The 20,174-nt window shown below is 51.3% G+C and carries 11 protein-coding genes; all 11 read right to left on the minus strand.

Features of this window, described 5'->3' with window-relative positions:
* Window positions 1-93: 93 nt before the first annotated feature.
* Window positions 94-1,224: a FecR family protein gene (locus BMZ56_RS21285; protein ID WP_090630578.1), complete on the minus strand. Its 1,131-nt coding sequence runs from the start codon at window positions 1,222-1,224 to the stop codon at window positions 94-96.
* Between the two features lie 93 nt (window positions 1,225-1,317).
* The gene (locus BMZ56_RS21290; RefSeq protein ID WP_090630582.1) at window positions 1,318-1,896 is read right to left on the minus strand and encodes an RNA polymerase sigma factor; all 579 of its coding nucleotides are present in this window, start codon (window positions 1,894-1,896) and stop codon (window positions 1,318-1,320) included.
* A 272-nt stretch (window positions 1,897-2,168) separates the two neighbouring features.
* The gene (locus BMZ56_RS21295; protein WP_218146635.1) at window positions 2,169-3,941 is read right to left on the minus strand and encodes a glycoside hydrolase family protein; all 1,773 of its coding nucleotides are present in this window, start codon (window positions 3,939-3,941) and stop codon (window positions 2,169-2,171) included.
* Window positions 3,942-3,943: 2 nt separating this feature from the next.
* A complete protein-coding gene (locus BMZ56_RS21300) occupies window positions 3,944-5,206 on the minus strand; it encodes an MFS transporter (RefSeq protein WP_090630585.1) in 1,263 nt (420 codons plus the stop codon).
* Window positions 5,207-5,223: 17 nt separating this feature from the next.
* A complete protein-coding gene (locus tag BMZ56_RS21305) occupies window positions 5,224-6,276 on the minus strand; it encodes a glycoside hydrolase family 130 protein (RefSeq protein WP_090630589.1) in 1,053 nt (350 codons plus the stop codon).
* A 3-nt stretch (window positions 6,277-6,279) separates the two neighbouring features.
* The gene (locus BMZ56_RS21310) at window positions 6,280-7,773 is read right to left on the minus strand and encodes a RagB/SusD family nutrient uptake outer membrane protein (protein ID WP_245893343.1); all 1,494 of its coding nucleotides are present in this window, start codon (window positions 7,771-7,773) and stop codon (window positions 6,280-6,282) included.
* Window positions 7,774-7,783: 10 nt separating this feature from the next.
* Complete coding sequence (locus BMZ56_RS21315; RefSeq protein WP_245893342.1) at window positions 7,784-10,855, minus strand: SusC/RagA family TonB-linked outer membrane protein; 3,072 nt, start codon at window positions 10,853-10,855, stop codon at window positions 7,784-7,786.
* Window positions 10,856-10,975: 120 nt separating this feature from the next.
* Window positions 10,976-15,088: a hybrid sensor histidine kinase/response regulator transcription factor gene (locus BMZ56_RS21320; RefSeq protein WP_090630592.1), complete on the minus strand. Its 4,113-nt coding sequence runs from the start codon at window positions 15,086-15,088 to the stop codon at window positions 10,976-10,978.
* A 96-nt stretch (window positions 15,089-15,184) separates the two neighbouring features.
* Entirely contained in the window at window positions 15,185-16,825 is a 1,641-nt protein-coding gene (gene pafA, locus BMZ56_RS21325) for an alkaline phosphatase PafA (protein ID WP_090630956.1), read from the minus strand.
* 87 nt (window positions 16,826-16,912) lie between these two features.
* On the minus strand, window positions 16,913-18,040 hold the full coding sequence (locus BMZ56_RS21330; RefSeq protein ID WP_090630595.1) for an acyloxyacyl hydrolase: 1,128 nt from the start codon (window positions 18,038-18,040) through the stop codon (window positions 16,913-16,915).
* Window positions 18,041-18,057: 17 nt separating this feature from the next.
* Window positions 18,058-19,986, minus strand: coding sequence for a 1-deoxy-D-xylulose-5-phosphate synthase (dxs, locus tag BMZ56_RS21335; protein WP_090630597.1), 1,929 nt, complete (start codon window positions 19,984-19,986; stop codon window positions 18,058-18,060).
* Between the last annotated feature and the right edge of the window lie 188 nt (window positions 19,987-20,174).

Below are 20,174 nucleotides of genomic sequence, written 5' to 3' on the forward strand. Positions count from 1 at the left end.
CGGATTCATTGGACTGTTACGTACGTTTTTTTTTATCCGGCTCTGGCATGCATAATTTTCTGGTTAGTTATTGGTTTCACAAATTGGTTTACTTTATTTTCCGATAATCAATTCCGCGCGATGAATTGCCGAAGGTCTGGCCTCTACGTCAAATCCGGCGGTTCTTAATATTTCCAGCAACGAATCCAACGGCATATTTCGTTCTACTTTTCCAAAGAATGCTACCTTAGGTATCTCTTTTTTATATGAAACAGCTACATCATACCAATTACTCAATTGCGTAAACGCTTCTTGGGGCGAACTTCCGCTGAAATAAAAATAGCCATCTTTCCATGCCGTATACTGCTGCACATTTACGCGTTGGATGGATGTATTACCTCCGCTCGAAATAGCCTGCTGTCCTGGCGAGAGTTTATCTATTGCCCGGCTTTGTTGGTCGAAGATCTCCACCGCACCCGTTACTAACGTCGTTTTGGTTGTCGGTTCGTCGGGGTAAGCAGCTATATTGAACTCGGTACCCAAAACGGTAACCACCTGGTTCTTGTAGTGTACTCTGAATGGCCGCTGTTTGTCTTTTGCGATCGCAAAATAGCCTTCGCCGGTTAATTCGACCATTCGTTGTTGGTCATCAAATTTAATTGGATAGCGCAACGAAGAGGAAGCATTGAGCCAGATTTCCGAACCATCTGACAGGCGTAGTTGATAGGTGCCTCCCTTGGGGGTTGATATCGTCACCATGCGTGCAGTGGTGGCGGGAAAGGCCGCTTCGCCATCCGCAAAAACGTCACTTCCGTCCGCATACTTGATGCCATCTCCGATTACAATACCTGCTTGATCCTCACTTAAACTGATCGTGCGGCCATCTCCCAATAGGAGGGTGGCACGATTTCCACCCGGAGGAACTTCAGTCGCTAACAGCGTTGCCGATTCAGGTCTGGATTTATAGGAATAGAAATACAGTCCTACACTGATTGCGATTAACAATATCGCCGCCGCCATATAGATCGCAAGTCGCCCCACTTTAGATGGAGTAGACTTCGAAAGCTGCGTCGTCATGTGGTTGTCCAACGCAGCCATAATTGCGTCCTCCCGGCTGTGTGGAAGATCACCTGATGCTGGTTCCGCGAAATGCGCATAGGCACGTTCAATCAACGCAGCCTCCTGGGGTGTTGCTTTGCCGTTTAAATACCGGTCGAATAGTTCCTTAGCGTCTTTTTTGGTCATATTGTATGTATAAGGGAGTTTTTCTGGCTCGAGGAGTTAGATGAATTTTAAAAAAAATTATAAGTCACTTATTTACAGACAGATAATTTTTGATTAAATCAAGTGCATCATAATTGATACCAAATTTCCAAGTGTTTTGCGCAAGATGGTCAGTGCATTGCTTGTCTGGCGTTTTACGGTGTATTCCGAGAGGTTTAATTTTTGCGCGATTTCACGATGGGTCAGGTGATGTTTCCGGCTTAGCAGAAATACTTCGCGCATTTTCCGGGGTAATTTTGCGACTTCTGCTTCGATGATAGCCGCTAATTCTTTGACCTGGACTTCAGCATCTGCTGTAGACTCCTGCGTCTCCGAGATCCGTATCAAGGTGGCAATAAATTCTTCGGATCGTTTACCATTTTGGAGTATTTTCAGTACCGCATGCCTTGTTGCTATATAGAGATATCCCGATACGGAACCCCGTATTTCTAGCTCCTCGTGCTTCTCCCACAGCGCGGTAAAAACATCCTGGATAGCGTCTTTGGCCTCCTCTTCGTCTTTGAGCATGCTTAAGGCGTGCCTGAACAGAAGGTTACTATATCGAACATAGAGCAGGGAAAAGGCATTGTCATCGCCAGCCTTAATTAAGGGGATCAACTCTTCATCTTCTAATTCCCAGTAATTTATTGCCATGCGGAATCTAACAATCGATGTTCAATACTTGTCAAGCAGCAAATATCTGACTTAAATCGATGTTGTCCAATTTTCGGATCACAAGGGTCACGCCCGGGGGGCAACCAGCAATTGGAATACATCCCGGTACCACCGGTACGGGTTGCTTTGCCAATGACACTTACCTTAGGCCATCGAAACGACAAACGAGCAATGGCACGAAGGAAATGGTCTGCGCATTCACCGGCATGTTTTTCGGTACGATCCGGCAGCGAAAGCATCAAAGCTGGATCCTATTGAGGCACTTCGGTACGAGTAGGTGAAGTTTCCGCCGGGGCATCAAAGCCGTAATCGATGATTGTGTCGCCCGCCCATAGCTTGCCTCCTTCCTGCCGGATTTCGGCTCCAGCAGGCACCGCTACCAACACCGCAGCTCCCTGTGGGGTAAGCTTCACTTTTGCCTTGCCGGATACGTTATGAGCCACGAAACGAGCCTGAACAGCATCATACAGGTCTACCTCGCCGCTTTTGGAAGGTAACGAAACGGTCACTTCCCGGCTCTCGTCATAGGGGTTGTAGCAAAGGTAACTGGGATAGGCCTTATTCCGGAAGAAATCGGTGGCTAACAGGTCGAGCTGCAGAATGCCCTCTACATCGGTACGTTGGATGATGCTGCCGAACACGCCCACGTGGGCGCTGCCATATACGCTGAACTGTGACACTTCGGGGTTTTTGCCAGGAACCCAATTGGGGCCGTCGCCCTGGGCGACCGGAGCGGGGATGTGTTTGTACCGATCAAATGTCGATTCTTTTACCAGACCTTCATAACCTATGACGCCTTTGGTCGTAGCAGCGAGTTGGGGAATCGTCTGATGCTCGGCCGGCATGTATTGCGGATAGAACAAGCGGGCGGCATTGGCGGCGTGGAGCATCCATTTGCCGATGGCGGTCGCATAGGACTGGTCATACCGGACCATCGGTACCAGCGGGATGGCGGTATCAAAGGTATTCATGAGAAACCCATATCCGCCGTGGTCTACCGTGCTGCCCACGATGCCGGAAATATCAAACCCATTCCATTGGCCTACCAAAACGCCCCAGCCTTTTCGGCACACCGACGTGCCGTCGAAGGTCCATCTAAGAATCTTCTGTATGTCAAAGTCCGTGCCCTGCTCGGCATTCATCCGTGCGGCGGTATAGGCTCCATAAGGCATCAGGATTTCGTAAAAGCGGTTTTCGGATTGCGATTCGAGCGCCCGTTGCGCCCGTTGGGCGGCCTCAAGGTAGCGTTTATCGCCGAACTTCCCGTAGGCGGCATACAGCACCCATGCATGGCCGGCGGCTGCATCTTCCTGTGCACAGATCCAATTGGATTCCGGTTTCAGCCGTGCATAGTCGAAAAATGTATGGCTGTAGTTGCCCGCCAGTACCGAGTCGGCCCGGTAAAACTGCTCGGCAATACGGCGTGCCAAAGTATCGAAGCCGGCCTCGTTGGGATAGCGATCATAGATGGCGTAAAACAGCATGTTGGGATAGACGTCATACCACCAATCGCGGCCGTAGCCGCCGCCCAGCAGTGCGACTTCGGGCGCAGTGTTGTTCATCATGATGTTCCACCCATTGTCTTTGTTAAAGTAATTGCGCAGCATACCCACATAGTTCATGTCGCCCTGCTGCTTGTCGATGCCGACCAAGGTAGCCCCAAGCACGCCACCCATCGTGGCCAATGATTCGTGGAACATGCCCTTGTTGTTTTGCAGGCCCTGGCGGGCATCCCCCATGGCGGTATATAACCCCAGCGTGGGCTGGTTAAAATTCTTGTTGGTGCTGTCCATCCAGATCAGGGGCCAGTATTTGCCCTGCGCGTCAAAATCGTATACGATGCTGTCATAAGCCACGGCAATTGCCCGCCAATCAATGATTTCAAGTGGCTGGGGTAACTGTGTCATGGAGTCGATACGCGGCAGCCGTTGCTGTGCTACCGGAGTGCCCTGAATAGTGGTGGGCTGGGAACAGGAGGCCAGCCACAGGCTGGCAATGAATAGAAAGATGGTGTTTCGGAACATAATCAAGTGAGTTTATCGGCTGGCAACTGCTTACTCAGCTCGGCATTGCCACGCAACAGGCGTTTGGCAACAAAAATAGAACATAATTGCAACAACGCGATCAAAATGATGGCGTATCGAAGCGCGGCTTCTTCGCTCACGTAAACGGCTAGTGCGATGAAGGTAAACGCCCCGAGCAGCCGGCCGGCATAAAGCCCGGCTTCGTGGTTGAGAATATATGCAAATTCATGGCGGTTTTCAATGTGCTTCAGGATATCGATCACACTGAACTGGATAGGAAAATAAGCCAGATCCAGCAGGGGTTTGGCAATCAGCAAAAACAGCATGAAGAGCAATACGCCCATGGCATCAAAGAAGACACCATTGATCACTGCGGCCAACGCGAAACAAACCAACCCGATGGTAAAGATGAGCAGGCGGTGCGAAGGCTTGGTGCGGCGGCCGAGGATATACATGACGATCGCGGCCACAATGGCCCCGGCAGATTGTGCCGTACCCAGGGCACCTTCCTGTCCCACCAGCCGCATGATCAGCATGGCCGGTGCCGTAACCAGAAACCCTTGGGCAAGCCCCTTCAGTGCAGCCAGCAGCAGCAAACGGTACCATTGTGGATGAAACTCGAAATAAATGAAGCGTTGCCGGGCAGGATTGGCGAATGTGCCGCGAAAACACATAACCGAAGCGATCACCGTTGTGATGAATACCGCCAACGTTACAATGCGGTAGGCGGCGTTGGCCTCCCCGCCAGTATGACCCACCCACTCGATGAACCATCCGATGCCAATGGGTACCAATACGGCAATGATGGTGTAAAAGAAAGTCTCCAAGCCGTAATAGTAGTTGCGGTTCCCATCGTGTGTGATGGCCAGTGCCAGGTAATCCCGGTTGGCCCAGTAGAATCCGAAAGACATGCCCATGGTTAGCCCGGCTACGGCGATACCGGCGATATCTAATGTTTTCAGTGACATCATAATCGTCATCGATACCGCGCTAAGCATCATTCCCACGGAATAGAGCGTTTTAATGTTAATACGGTTGAGCAGATAACCATTGAGCAGGAATGTAAGCGGAATGCCTGTATAGATGGTAAGCTGGTAGACCACCACCTTGACCGGGTCGTTGGAATTGCGCATTACGTAGGCAGCCACGAAGATGTCAATGACCGGCAAGACGAAGGCATAGATCAGGTTAGTCAGTACCAGCACCCGGAAATTGCGCGGTTGCTGCCTGAAATGGGCAGCCTCCGCCTGAAGTTTCTTAAACATGTTGCTATGAGTTTACATCAAAGGGTATCGAGGATCTCATGGATGGAAAAATGGGCACCACAGACATGTTCATCGGCAGCACCGTAGTAGATCGTCAGCCGGTCGCCATCCACTACGTGCCCATTGGTAAATACGACATGGCCGAAAAAGCCAGTCCGCTCGTAGGGTGCCGTAGGCTCCATAATGGGGTGTTCGCTCCGGCCGAGGACGATCGACGGATCTTCGAGGTCAAGTAGCAGTGCCCCAAGGCAATAGTGGTGGTTGGCATCTGCTCCGTGGTAGATGGCCAACCATCCCTTATCGGTGCGGATGGGTGCCGCGCCGGCTCCCACGCGCCGGCTATCCCAATAGTTGCTCCGGGTGCGGGCAATCAGCTTGTGCTCGCCCCAATGGATGCCGTCGGGCGAGCGGGCAAGCCAGATGTAGTTGCCACCGAGGTCAACGCTGCTGGGACGGTGAAAGGCATAATAGTTGCCGCCAATCTTGGTCTCGAACAACGCACAATCTTTGTTGTGCGGCGGGAAAATCAGCCCGTGATGTACAAAATCCTGCCAGTTTTGGGTGGTGCGCAGCCCTACGGCCACGCCATTGGGCGACACTGCCGTAAAGGTAAGGTAATATTCGGCGTCCAGTTGGCTCACGCGGCAGTCTTCGATGCCAAAGGTTTCGTACAGTCCCTGGCCCCACAGGGGGCCATAGCCCGGTTCTTCGCGGAACAGGACGCCGTCTTCACTGCTCAATAGTCGCAAATGCGAAAGGGTAGTCAGGTAGTCAACGCCCCGGAAGTTGATGACCCGCGGGTCTGAAGCGTCCAGATCCGGATCGTCGGCGGGCAGTTGGATGATTTCCATACCGCCTTCGGGTTTCAGCACAGGGAAGGAGATACGACCTTCCTGTTGTGGCGGCCGCTCGGCCACCCGGAGAATAAGCCAGATTTTGCCTTGATACCGGAACACCCCCGGATTGAGCAGGCAGGCAATCTCCAGCCCCGGTGTGGAAGGCTGGAGATCCGGCGGCGATAACAGCGGATTTTGTTCGAAACGGGTGGATATATCGAAACTCGTCGGCATCGTTTAGTAACCTTGGTTTTGCATGATGGAACCCGCCGATTTGTCAACTTCACCTTGCGGGATGGGGTAGAGATAATTGCGATCCTGGAAGTTTTTGCCCATAGCGGTCAATACTGCTTTGGCCGTATTCCAGCGGCGCAGATCGCTGAAGCGGTGGCTTTCGAAGCCCAGCTCTACACGACGCTCGTGGTCAAGCCACTGCTGTACCTGTGCTTTGTCGGTCACGGCTACATTACGGGCGGGCAGTGTACCTGCCGGTGCCATACCCCCGCCGAGAACCGGCGTAGTGCGTGCCCGTGTACGGATGCCGTTGATGATCCCGATGGCTTCGGGATAATTGCCCAGTTCGTTGTAAGCCTCGGCCTTCCAGAGTAAAACGTCTGCCCAACGGATATAAATCCGGTTTACCGGTGAGTCGTCATTGCCTTTGTTGTCGGTATTGGTAGCTCCCAGCAACTTATAGACTGCTTGATCCGATGTATTGACGGTGTAGGCGCTGCGGGGGTCGTTGGCTTCGAAAGCATTCAGGAAGTCATCGGTAGGGGCTACGAATCCCCAGCCGAGTAATGCGGTCAGCCCATTACCCCTACGGGGCAGTACCCCTTGCTGGTGATCATAGGCAAAGATCACTTCATTTTCAGAAAACTCCTTGCCGGTATCGAAAGCATCAAAATAATTGGCATTGAGACTGTAATAGCCCAGGGCTTCCAGCGAAGTAACCTGATCGACCACGTCTTGCCAGCGTTGCTGGTAAAGTGCTGATTTGGCTTGCAACGCGATGACCGCTCCGCGTGAAACACGCCAGCGCTCATCGTCAACCGAATATTTGGTATTCGGCAAAAGACCTGCGGCAGCTGCAAGATCTATGTCGATCTGAGCCCATACCTCGGCAGTTGTCGAGCGGCGTGCCACATCGTAAGCTTCATTGAAATTGGCGAGTGGTTTCAGCAACAAGGGAACGTCACCGAAATTGGTCACCAAGTTAAAATAATAGAAAGCCCGCAAAAAAGAGGCCTCACCGAGCAGCCGGTTGCGTAACTCGCTGCTCATGCCGATTTTTTGGATAATGGCATCGTCCGTAAGCTGGCTGATGGCCAGGTTGGTTCGTGAAACACCCTCGTAATCATACGTCCACAGGCCGTTGAAGGCACCGTTTTCTGGCGTGAAGTTGAATGCGGCTACATCGTCCATCCATGCTTGGTCGCCGTCTGGATTCCATTTTTTGTTGGCATCGCCTGAGGCGATGTCTTCGACGATGAAATCATTGCGCACAACCAGTCCCTGCGTCCAGTTCCAGTCGCCGAATAAGTTAAGGGTGCTGGCTAGCGGCACATAAGCGTTCGTCACCGCGCCGGTAAGGGTGCCAACCGTCGGATCGGTCTGTACCTGCTCTTCCGTCAGGATACCGATAGGCTCTTTATCTAGGTATTTTTCACAACCTGTCATCAGCATCAATGCTGCAACAGGTAAGCTTTTTAAATAAGTTGTCATTGTCATACTCTCCTTGTTAAAAGGTTACGTTTACACCAAACAATACGGCTCGCGACTGCGGATAGGTACCCTTGTCAATCTGGTCTGTGGTTTCGGGGTCCAAGCCGGTATAGTGGGTCGATGTAAACAAGTTTTGCCCCGATACGTATAGGCGCAGATTTTGCACGCCCCAGTTTGTCTGCCGGAAAAGATTGCCGAAGGAATAGCCCAGTTCAACATTTTTTAGCCGGAGGTAGGATGCGTCTTCCACATAGATGCTGGAAACCCGGCTGCTTCCGTTGTCGGTAAAACTCACCCGTGGTATCGCGTTGGTACTGCCTTCTCCACTCCACGCACCCAGTACGGCAGTCGTATAGTTAAATGGACGAGTGTCGTAGTCTAAGATTTTTTTTCCGTCGTTGTACCGGTCTACCCCTTGTACGCCCTGGAAGAATACGGCCAGGTCAAAGCCTTTGTAGCCCGCAGACAAGTTTACGCCATAACTCAGCTTAGGAATGGGATTGCCAATGAAGGTACGGTCTTGATCGTTGATGATGCCATCGCCGTTGAGGTCCTTAAACCGGATATCTCCGGGCTTTGCCGCTGGGTTATTGGTACCGTGAAGGTGACTGGCGATTTCATCCGTATTTTGATAAACACCTTCCATCCGATAACCGTAGTATACGTCAAGGGGATGCCCCGGTTCGGCCCGCGTCACTTCACCAATGATGCGCGGTACATTCGGATGTAGCTTTTCGACGCGGTTGGTCAGTGTGGCCAAATTGGCGTTAATACCGTAGTTAAAACCGCCATCGGTTGCGTCGCGCCATCCGGCCCCCAGTTCGAAACCCTTATTCGAAACTTCGCCCGCGTTAACGTACGTTGCACCGACATTGCCAACTAAGTTGGGTAGGCTGACTGCCAGCAAGATGTCATTGGTCCGCTTCACAAAGTAATCAACTGTAAATGAAAGCCGACTGCGAAGCGCATGGATGTCTATCCCGGCGTTATGTTGTGTAGTGGACTCCCAGCGTAGGTCGGGATTGCCATAGCGGGTGATGTGCCCTTCGCGTGAATACAGGGTGCGGTAGGCGTAGTTTGGAATGGATTGGTTGCCCAATGTTCCGGTACTTAACCGCAACTTGAGGTAATCCAGCCAGCTGACATTGGCCATAAACTGTTCTTCGCTGAGTACCCATCCCACCGATACAGAGGGAAAATAACCCCATTTTTTGTTTTCACCAAAACGGGACGATGCATCCGCACGGAGGTTAGCTGTGATCATGTATTTGCTGTCATATACATAGGTGGCCGTGCCAAATAGCGAAAACAGCGCCCATTCCTGTCCGAAACCGCCATTCCACAGGTCTGCATCGGTAGGCCCAAGATCGATGTAGCGAAAGGAAGGGTCCGTGTATTCATAGCGTCTACGCGAAGCGTTGATGGATGAACTGGTGTTGTTGATAAACTCGGTTCCTGCTAAGGCATTGACATCGTGTTTCTGCCCAAAAGTTTTGTCGTAACTCAGCGTATTGTTCCAGGTAATCGTCAGATCTTCACCACGGTCTTCATTCAAGCCGTTCGGCCGGTTCTGCCGCCCCTTACCCTGGTCGAGGGGGCCAGCATTGCCATCGTCGTCGCCGAAATTCTCAAAGAAAGCTTTGGTGTGGTTGAAATTCAACTCTACACCCACATTCGTCCGGAATTTCAACGATTGGTCCTTGAGAATGGCGTATTCACCAAACACGTTGCCAAACGTTTTAAACTGCCGTTGTCGGTTGTCCGTGAAATAGGCTAGCGCTATCGGGTTTTGGGTCCATTCGTATGTTGAACTTTCGAAAGTTCCGTCTGGGCGGTAAAACGGCAAATCGGTAAATGGATCGCGCGCGCTGTAGGTAGGATCACCCGGGTCTTTGTAAACGGAAAGAACAGGTGGCCGCAGCAGGGCATGCCGGATGATGCCGGGCGCATCGCCACGTGAAGACAGCAGGTCGCGCGTCTCATGCGATAACTGCAGGTTGGTGCCCACGCGGATACGATCGGTAAGCTGGGCATTGACATTGCTGCGCAAGCTGATGCGTTCGTAGCGGTCGTTATCAAATACCACAATGCCGTCTTGGTTATAGTATCCGCCGGAAAGCAGGTACTGCACCTTGTCGGTTCCTCCGCTTGCAGAAAGCTGCAGGTTTTGTGAACGCCCAGTCTCGAACAGCTCGTCAAGCCAATTGGTATTGGCCAAGTCCGTTCGGTTTTTTTCAGACGTATAGGGGTTTGTCCCGCTGTACCCGCTGTTGTTCCAAGCTTGTTCCAATGTGTTGAGGTACTGGGTGGTATTCAGCATACTGGGTAGGTTTGTGACCTGCTGGATGCCATTGAAATAATTAACATCAAGTACGGGGCGCCCTTCCTTACCTTTCTTGGTGGTAATCAATACCACTCCTCCGGCTGCACGAGAACCGTAAATAGCGGCCGCGGCAGCATCCTTGAGCACGGTCATCGACTCGATGTCCTGTGGATTGATGAAGGAAAAATTGGTCGACGGGACACCGTCCACAATAAACAGCGGACTGTTGTTGCCGATGGTACCCACGCCGCGGATGCGGATATCAATGGGATCTCCGGGAGCGCCCGTGGCTTGCGTAACCTGAACCCCCGCTACCTGCCCCTGGAGCATTTGGCTCACGTCGGGTACGCGGCGTTTCTGGGCGTCAGTCATGGAAACCGTACCGACCGCACCCGTAATGTTGGTGCGCCGCTGAGCCGTATAGCCTACCACAATTACTTCATCAAGGTCGTTGGCCGACGGCTGCAACGTCACCTCAATATTAGATCGATCACCAACCGGAATTTCCTGTTGGATATGGCCGATATAGCTCACCAGCAATACCGCTCCCGGAGGTACGGCGATTGTGAATGCACCCGCATCGTCCGTGCTGGTCTTCTGGGTGCCGCTTTTTACTTCTATAGTGGCTCCTGCCAGCGGAAGGCCTTGTTCGTCCACCACACGTCCCTTAATGGGTTGCTGCGCGGCATGGGTAAAACCCAGGGTAGCCACCAGTACCAACAAGGACATAAATAGCTTGTTAAAGAGTTGAATAATTGGTTCCATTCGTCATAAATTTATATAGCACAATTGGTAACCACAAAGGTAAGCTTACGGCCGTCGTGGGCGCTGTACTATAATTTCAATTTTATGTACAACTAAGTAAATTGATTGAAAACAAACTGTTTAGGTGTTGATTTGCATGCGCGATCGATACTCGTTTGGCGAACATCCATAGTGTTTCTTGAATTCGCGGAAAAAATAAGACTGATTGTTAAAACCGGTTTGATAAAAGATTTCGTTGACGGTAAGCGTGGTCGTGGCCAACAATTGCGTAGCTTGTTTGAGTCGAATATGGCGAATAAATTCGGAGGGGGTCATGCCACTGATCGTCTTTAGCTTCCGGTAGAGCTGCATCTTGCTCATCGACAACGCTGCTTCCAGTACGCTAGCATTCAGTTCAGGATCCTCAAGGTGCTTCATAATTTGAGCGACCAGCGGTTCAAGAAAGCGCTCTTCCTCGGGGTTACCGATGTGTATTACCCGTTCGATCGAATCGGCCTGTCGGAACCGTTTATGCAGCCTGGCTTGCTGTTCAAAAAGATTTTTCACCCGGATCAGCAGATGACTGGCGTGGAAGGGTTTGGCGATATAGGCGTCTGCACCCACTTGATAGCCCTCGTTGCGCTGTTCCACGGTACCCTTTGCTGAAAGGATGATAAAAGGAATGTGACAGGTGGCGGGCGTATTCTTCACCTTGTCACAGAGCGTAAGACCGTCCATGCCGGGCATCATCACATCGCTGATGATTAGGTCTGGTGGATGCTGCTGGAGTACACCGATGGCCTCAATTCCGTCGGCAGCCTCATAGACGATGTAGTGGGCCTTAAGGACCTCACGAATCAGAAACCGGATGTCTTGTTCATCTTCTGCCACCAACACGGACTTTTTATGGGCCTCGGTGAGCTTTTCCAGTAAGGCCACCTTGTTGTAGGCCGCAGAATCCAGCGAATGGGTAGCCGGCATGGCCATTTCGGTGTAAATCGGTGCAAGGGTGGCATTGCTCTCCACGGGATGGAACGGTTGTCCTTCAGCAGGGATTGGCAGGATAACATCAAAGGTAATCCACCCTTCTTCGATGGTGGCATGGATACTGCCGCCCAGTACACCAACGAGTTCACGGGTAAAAGCCAGGCCAATGCCGGTGCTATAGGTACCTGAAGCTCCCGAACGGCTGCTTTGAAACTGCTCAAAAATGCGCTCATTTTCATCCGGTGCCAAACGGCATCCGGAGTTGGAAACTTGCAGCCGTAAGTTGGATAAACGGGAATCCAGACGCGCAATAAACGTCACGTGTTCAAACATTCCTCCGTGTTTGAAAGCGTTTGAAAGGAGGTTGAACACGATCTTTTCAAGTTTATCGTTGTCCATAGCAAACCGCATGGGGTCGGGTATGTGCAGTTCATAAGTGTTCTGCTGGCGTACACTCAACGGCCTGAAGACCTCGCAAAGGCTGGAGAGCAATGCCGAAACGTCTAGGATCTGGTAATCTGCAGAAAGATGCCCGGCTTGAGCTTTGCGGAATTCGAGCAACTGTTGTACCAGATAGGTGAGCCGTGAGGTTTGTTGTTTTAATAATGCGACCAATGGCTGTGTTTTGGTTGAACGGGTTGGGGGATCGCCTTGCACGCTCTCCATTTGTTCAGATACCCCCACAAGCAGGGTGAGTGGTGTTTGCAGTTCATGGGCGATATGGGTAAAAAACGTCAGTTGGTTTTCATGCAAGGCTTCATCTTTTTCGCGAAGGGTGCGCTCCAATTGCAACCGATGCTGAATTTTAAGTTTATTTTTGCGGTTAATATACCACCAATAGGCCACGCTTACCAACGTGAATAACACACTTAACATAACCGGCCAGGTTTGCCACCAGTAAGGGTTGATCTGTACGTCCATGACGGGGGTTGCTTCCGTCCACATGCCGCTGCCGTTAGACCATTTGATCAGCAGCCGGTACGTGCCAGGTGGAACGTTGCTGTACGTGATATGTCCATTCGAACGATCGTATTGCCACGTTTTGTCGTGCCCTTCCAGCATCCAGGCAAATTGGCATCTGTCGGCATAAAGATAGCTGAGCGCATGTATCGCTGCAGAAAAGTAATTGTCCTTGCGGGCTAGCGTGAATCGTTGTTCCAACCCTTTCTTGGGATGGAGTACCAAGTATTGGCCTTCGGCTAGTCCTTGACTGCCGAGTTGTAAGCGGCGAACGATGGCGTTGGGCAACAGCGTATCCTGGGGAATCTGTTGGGGATGGAAATAGCTGAAACCATAGATCCCTCCGAAATAAAGAAATCCAAGCGGGTCTTTCCATACAGCACCGTCGCTGAACTCCGCGCCGTGTAATCCATCGGTTTCTTGGAACTGGACAACCTGGCCACTAATGGGGTCGATTCGTGCCAATCCCCGATTGGTACTGACCCAAATGTGGCCGGATCCATCGGCCGTAATGGCGTGGATGGTATTGTTGGGTAGTCCTTCAGCCGCGGTGATGCGTTGGAAAACCGGCTCCCCATGAGTAACATCGGTAAGTGACAGCCAATTCAGCCCGTAGCTGGTCCCCACCCACAAGCGGTCATGTATATCACGGTATAGCGATAGAACGTCGTTATTGCTGAGACTGCCGTCGTATGTAAATGCCTTGAAATTGCTAATATGACCACTGGTTTTGTTTAATAGCGACAATCCACCATAGCGACAGGCAATCCAAAGTTGATCGTTTCGTCCGAAACACAGTGAATAGACAATGTCATTGGCTAATCCTTGATTGGGGGTTTGATACCGATATTGTTCGATGAATTCGACCCGCAGGTCGCCATGGTGTGCGCGGACGACGCGCAGATGCAGTAAGCCGTAGCCGCTTGTGCCCACCCAAACCGTACCGTCGGTGTCTTCGAGAATAGCATATACAGATCCGAATGTTGGGAAGTCGGCGTGTCCATCCAATTGTGTCCAGTTAGCTAATCGTTTCCGACGCTGGTCGTAGATGCTCAAGCCGCTTCCATCCGTACCGATGTACACGAGGTCGCTCTGTGTTCCCTGCAGGATGGCGAATACGTCGCGATTGGCGAGTTCTTCGGTCAGGCGGTTATCCCAAGTAGCCTCATCTGTATGTTGAGGTACGAAATCAGACAGAATAGACACACCCCCACCTTTTGTACCTATCCAAAGGTCGCCCTTTACCTCGGCAAAAGCACGCACCGGGGGACGCGACGATGCGTTGGAAGGAGATAAGGTACGGAAGGGGGTGTTGTATTGCGAAACACGTACAAAGCCATTGCCATCTGTGGCCACCCAAAGTAACCGTTCCGCCCCGTTGGCTGCCCACCCGCGTATTTTCATGCCCTGTAAGGGTTGAAGACCTGCTGGAGGGGGCTGGAGTGCGAAAGATGCATCGAATGTACACATGCCCTGTGGGGCCAGTGCGACATAATAGCGTCCGCCATACCAGGTAATGGAGCTGATTGCACTTCCAAGATCAGCGATTTGCTCCAGTTGGAACGTACCGGTGTTAACCCGGTAAAGCAAGCCCTTTGGGTCACTTAAGAAGAGGAAACCATTGGCTAGATGTAGCCCGAGTTCGGTTGGCCGAAGGCGATGTGCCAAACGAAAACCATCTCGGGTAGGTAGGTAGGCCAAGATTTTCCCGTCGTCAGTGCGCACCCAAAGTCGGTTGGTTGCGTCGATGCAGAAATCCGAAATCGCGCCGGAAATACCGGGAAGTGAACAGCTGACAAATGTATCGCGCCCGGCATCGTAACGCACTAAGGGCGCTGTAGGTGTACGGGCATACAAGCGACCAGCCGTGTCGGCAATCAAGCCAAACCCATTTTCGCCGATACCCTGCTTGCGGCTCGCGCCATAGAAATAGTGTCTGAAGGTGCCAGTTAACTTGTCATAACGCGAAAGGCCTTCCACGGTGCTTATCCAAATGCGATGGTCGCGATCCTCGAGCAGCCCGCGGATAATGTTGCTGATCAGTCCCCGTTTCGCGTCGCTGCCCCCAAAGTTGAACACATGAAATTCCTGTCCATCGTACCGGTTCAGCCCATCCCAGGTACCGATCCAAAGCATTCCATCGCTGTCTTGCAGCAGGCAGTTGACCGCACTATTTGATAAGCCATAACGATTATCCAGTTGCAATAAGGAGTAGGCCGGTTCATTGGGCTGGGAAAAGCCAGGTGACCAACCTGCCAAAGCAAGTACGAAAGCAAAGAGGATGGTTACAACCCAGCGGATGTGCATGCTCAAAGTTACACATTCCTCTGCAATCCAGTCCAGGGTTTACAAAAGTCCATGGTTGCCCGCGAAGCGAATTTCGCGACTGCGCCTTTGCGCGAACTACTTGTTCAGTATTTCTACCACCGGCTGTCCGATATTCCCGTTAGGTTCTTCAATATGGAGCAACGCAGCCACCGTAGGAGCAATATCCGTCATATGCGTTTCCCGGTTGGTACTGCCATGCTTAATCCCCCAGCCCATCATTACGAATGGAATGTGTGCATCATAGGATGCCCAGGTACCGTGAGTGGTGCCCCTTGAGCGGGGGGATCCGCTGTACCATTGGGGTTCAAGGATGATCTGAATGCAGCCACTCCGTTTCGGATTGTATCCATTTGCAATCCGCTCGCGTATGCGCTCCGGAATACTGGATGATCCAGCCTTTTCCATATCCGTTACGAAGGATACGCCCTCAAGTGTACGCAGAAACTTAATGGCTACTTCCTTAATGTCGTCTTCGTCCAAGTCATTCGCCTGAATGACGTCGTAATCCAGGTGTACCTGATAGTTCATTAGGCTGCGAATAATTTTTTCCTGTCCAAATTCCGCTGCTAACAACGCATTGAGGCCTGTAAGCGCGTTCCGCTCATCAAAGTAGCCGGCATTGCCGCGCTTATCCATAAAAAACAGCGGGTTGTGAGACGCTCCGTGGTCCGCCGTGATAAACACCGTATACTCGCCTTTGCCCACGTGCGCATCGAGGTAGGAAAAGAACGCTTCCAGCTCTTTGTCCAAACGGAGGTACGTGTCTTCTACTTCAATTGCATTAACCGAAAACTGGTGGCCTACATAGTCGGTGGAGGAGAGGCTTACAGCCAGGAAATCCGTGAAACCGCCTGGGTTGTTGCCCATCTGTTCGTTATCGATCGCAGCCTTAGCCAAATCCAGCGTCATTGAATTGCCAAATGGTGTGGAGCGGATGAGGCCCAGACCATTGTCTTTGACAAGGGTGCCCAGTTTTTTGGGGAAAACGGGCGCTTCTTCACCCCGGTAGGTCGCCTCGTAAGGATTGTCATCTTCGATACTCTGTGTGTAGGTTTCGATGGGATAAAGCGTGTTCCAATCCTGCTGTAAGTATTTCTCGGCCACTTTTTGCGCATTGAACTTTTTTACCCATTGGGGCAGCTCTTGCATATAAAATGTACTCGACACCCAATCACCCGATTTCCCCTCAAACCAATAGGCCGCATCGGCAAAATGCCCTGCGGGAAGAATGCCGCCGCGATCTTTGATGGCGATACCAATGACCTTCGAATGGAAGTTGGTAGCCAGCTTGAGTTGGTCGGTGATGGTCGATACGAGCAGATTCCGCGGAGATTGCTTTCCTGCATCCGAATCGGTGCCCACACCACTTACATTGTCATCCTGGGTGCAATACATGCGTTGACCCGTCTGTTGAATGATGAAATCGTTGCCCGCGATGCCATGTATCGCCGGAACACTGCCCGTATACACACAGCTATGACCAATCGCAGTATAGGTAGGGACATAGGGGATATAGGTGTTTTCACAGGAAAACCCCTCGTTCAGCAAGCGCTTGAAGCCACCGTTGCCATAGCGGTCGTAAAAACGGTACAGGTAATCCCACCGCATTTGATCCACCATAATGCCCACCACCAGTTTGGGGCGTGAAATGGATTGCTGTGCATGTGCATGCAGCGTAAACAGGCCCAAAGCCAATAGTACTACACGTAATTTCATCGATTTCATATAAGGAATGTGGACGGCTAAGTTAGCAATTCTTGGTACGATATCGAAAGCGGCATGTAACAAGCCTGTTGCAAATAATTAGATGCGGAAAACAACCGCCCAGTTAAGGTAATCGGCTTGTACCCGGTGCATATAGAGGGTGCTTTGTAAGGCAATATTTGGGGTTAGGTAATAGCGCAAGGCGGATGTCCAGTACCATTGGATGTTATGGAAACTACGGTAATGAAGGTACTTGCCAAACATACCGTTTATGGCAAAGCGACCCAATCCTACTTCAGCACCTGCACTGGCGCCAAGACGGACGCGATCGTATGAAGAGCCATAATATTGAAAAGTTGTTTCAAAATTACCGTCAAAAACCTGGTGATAATAAACCAGATCCACGCCCGCTTTGAAACCAAAAGCTTGGTTAAGGTAATAATTATACCCGCCATAGATTCCCGTGCGCCAAAAGCCGCCGTCCGTCCGATACTTACCCCGTCTTCCTGCGCCGACGACCAGCTCGCCGCTACCACCCACTATCGGGCGAAAATCGCTGCGCCCCGCCGATGCTGTTTGCTGCACATGCCCTAATGCAGTTTTGATACCGATGGTGCCATTGACCGTATTGATCCCGCCATTCGGTATTTTCAGTCCACCGTTGGAATAGTGGAGTATATTAGCCGCAGCCGACAGGCTGGTGCGGTCGCTTACCGGTATTTCCAATCCTAGTTCAGCCGTCAGCGTGAGGTTGAGGTGGCTACCCACGGTGGTGGTGGCCGGCTGGGTGTCGATCGTTTCGGTGATATAGGTAAGGCCTATTCCCGGCGTAAATAAGAGCTTTGCGCTTCCGGCTTGCAGCAGTTGGAAATCCACTTCACTCAACATACCCATAGCCGTACCATGCGTGTAGGTCTGTCCGTCCACGATTTCCTTCATATGATGCATGTTATGCCATAAGATGCCAAAAGATAACCCTTTGGCATTGAGCAGCGCTACCCAAGGCTGGCTGCTCGCCGATAAATCGCGGTCGTAACTGACATGAAGCCCAAACAGGAAATTACGATCGTTCCCTCCCGCATTGGCCATATCGATGCCAGCCGTTGGTTTAATTGAAAGTGCGTGGATAGACGACGTTTGCTGTGCCGCCAGTTGAATCGGGCACAAAGCAAACCAAAAGATCACAGCCGCTTGTAGTCGCAAGCAGCGTCCATAATTGGTTTCCATGGTATAATAAGACGGTTTTAACTCACCATTGTATCCGTTTTACGGCTCACGGCCATATTCCGAGCGGTATTGGCAATGGCCCTGCTATCATATCCGCAAAACGTCCATAGTTCCTGCTGCTCGCCATGTTCTACGACTCCGTCGGGTATACCCAAGCGTATCACCGTGGCTTGATAACCGTGATCGGCCATAAATTCCAGTACGGCGCTACCCATCCCCCCTTGGATGCAGCCATCTTCGATGGTGACAATCTTTTTGAATTTGCCAAAGACTTCGTGCAGAAGGTCCGCATCCAACGGTTTTACAAAACGCATGTCATAGTGAGCCGGAAAAATTCCTTCCTGGTTGAGTGCGATACAGGCTTTGACCGCTTCGTTACCGATATGGCCGATGCTGATTAAGGCAAGTTCTTCGCCATCGCAGATTTTTCGGCCCTTGCCCACTTCCACAGCGTTGAGTGGCCTCCGCCAGTCGGGCATGACACCCTGTCCGCGGGGATAACGTATGACAAACGGACCCCTGCCGTCTTGTTGGGCGGTATACATCAGGTTACGTAATTCCTCCTCATTCATGGGAGCGGCCACAGTTAAGTTGGGAATACACCGCATATAGGCAAGGTCATAAGCACCGTGATGCGTAGGGCCGTCGGCACCGGCGATGCCTGCGCGGTCAAGGCAGAACACCACATGCAGGTTTTGTATAGCTACGTCGTGTATTACCTGGTCATACGCTCGTTGCATGAAGCTGGAGTAGATGTTACAAAACGGCACCATACCTTGAGTGGCTAGACCCGCGGAAAACGTTACCGCATGTTGCTCGGCAATACCTACGTCAAAAGCTCGGTTAGGCATGGCCTTCATCATAATGTTCATCGAAGATCCGGAAGGCATGGCAGGCGTGATACCCATGATCTTGTCGTTCTTTTCGGCCAGTTCCACCAGTGTGTGACCAAATACATCCTGATATTTCGGTGCAACGGGTTTATCGCTTTTTGATTTCTTGATTTCGCCAGTGATTTTGTCAAACAGACCGGGAGCATGCCACGTCGTCTGGTCCTTTTCTGCCAGCGCATAACCTTTTCCTTTTACGGTGATACAATGGAGAAGTTTGGGGCCGGGGATGTCCCGTAGGTCATCCAGTGTTTGGATAAGCCGCTTGACATCGTGCCCATCTATCGGGCCGAAATAGCGGAAATTGAGCGATTCAAACAGGTTGCTGTTTTTGAGTAGGGTACCTTTGATGCTCTTCTCGATCTTTTTGGCGATGCCAAGCGCATCCGGACCGATTTCGGATATCTTGGTGAGCACATGAGCAATATCGTCCCTGAATCGATTCCACGAACGCGACGTCGTGATACTGGTCAGGTAATCTTTAAGCGCACCGACGTTTGGATCGATAGACATGCAGTTGTCATTGAGGATGACCAGCAAATTGGACTTCTCGATTCCTGCATGGTTAAGGGCTTCGAAAGCCATGCCGGCAGTCATCGCTCCATCGCCGATGACTGCTACGTGTTGCCTGTCGATCTCCCCTTTGTAATTGGAGGCCACGGCCATGCCCAGCGCCGCCGAAATGGATGTGGACGAATGTCCTACGCCAAATGTGTCGTATTCGCTCTCGCCCCGCTTGGGAAAACCACTGATACCTCCAAGTATCCGGTTGGTGTGGAACACCTCACGCCTACCGGTCAATATTTTATGACCATAAGCTTGATGACCTACATCCCACACCAGCTGGTCGTAAGGTGTATTGAGAACGTAATGCAATGCTACGGTTAACTCCACTACACCGAGGCTCGCTGCAAAATGCCCCCCGTGTACGGAGACGGTGTCGATGATGTATTGACGTAGCTCACTGCACAACCTTACCAACTCTACTTGGCTAAGCTGTTTCAGGTCTGCGGGTGTGTTTATTTTTTTAAGCAGTTCTCCGGCTTCAATCTCCATAGCGTCCGGTTTGGAAAAATTGATACAAAGTAAGTAATAATTATTGAGACCCCGTGTCGTAAAATTTTTACATAATGGATAATGACTAATATAAATGGGGAACAACTGATTTGAGAGATTGTTCGCTACGCCAATTCATCGGAGATGTTGTTTAATTTCTGTCAAGGAAGTGGCCCCAGTTCGTCTAT

Source organism: Parapedobacter indicus, assembly GCF_900113765.1.
GTDB lineage: Bacteria > Bacteroidota > Bacteroidia > Sphingobacteriales > Sphingobacteriaceae > Parapedobacter > Parapedobacter indicus.

Excerpts from the sequence above, each read along its gene's own strand:
- BMZ56_RS21285 (WP_090630578.1), bottom strand. The coding sequence starts at position 1,224 with ATGACCAAAAAAGACGCTAAGGAACTATTCGACCGGTATTTAAACGGC.
- BMZ56_RS21290 (WP_090630582.1), bottom strand. The coding sequence starts at position 1,896 with ATGGCAATAAATTACTGGGAATTAGAAGATGAAGAGTTGATCCCCTTA.
- BMZ56_RS21295 (WP_218146635.1), bottom strand. The coding sequence starts at position 3,941 with ATGTTCCGAAACACCATCTTTCTATTCATTGCCAGCCTGTGGCTGGCC.
- BMZ56_RS21300 (WP_090630585.1), bottom strand. The coding sequence starts at position 5,206 with ATGTTTAAGAAACTTCAGGCGGAGGCTGCCCATTTCAGGCAGCAACCG.
- BMZ56_RS21305 (WP_090630589.1), bottom strand. The coding sequence starts at position 6,276 with ATGCCGACGAGTTTCGATATATCCACCCGTTTCGAACAAAATCCGCTG.
- BMZ56_RS21310 (WP_245893343.1), bottom strand. The coding sequence starts at position 7,773 with ATGACAATGACAACTTATTTAAAAAGCTTACCTGTTGCAGCATTGATG.
- BMZ56_RS21315 (WP_245893342.1), bottom strand. The coding sequence starts at position 10,855 with ATGGAACCAATTATTCAACTCTTTAACAAGCTATTTATGTCCTTGTTG.
- BMZ56_RS21320 (WP_090630592.1), bottom strand. The coding sequence starts at position 15,088 with ATGCACATCCGCTGGGTTGTAACCATCCTCTTTGCTTTCGTACTTGCT.
- pafA (WP_090630956.1), bottom strand. The coding sequence starts at position 16,825 with ATGAAATTACGTGTAGTACTATTGGCTTTGGGCCTGTTTACGCTGCAT.
- BMZ56_RS21330 (WP_090630595.1), bottom strand. The coding sequence starts at position 18,040 with ATGGAAACCAATTATGGACGCTGCTTGCGACTACAAGCGGCTGTGATC.
- dxs (WP_090630597.1), bottom strand. The coding sequence starts at position 19,986 with ATGGAGATTGAAGCCGGAGAACTGCTTAAAAAAATAAACACACCCGCA.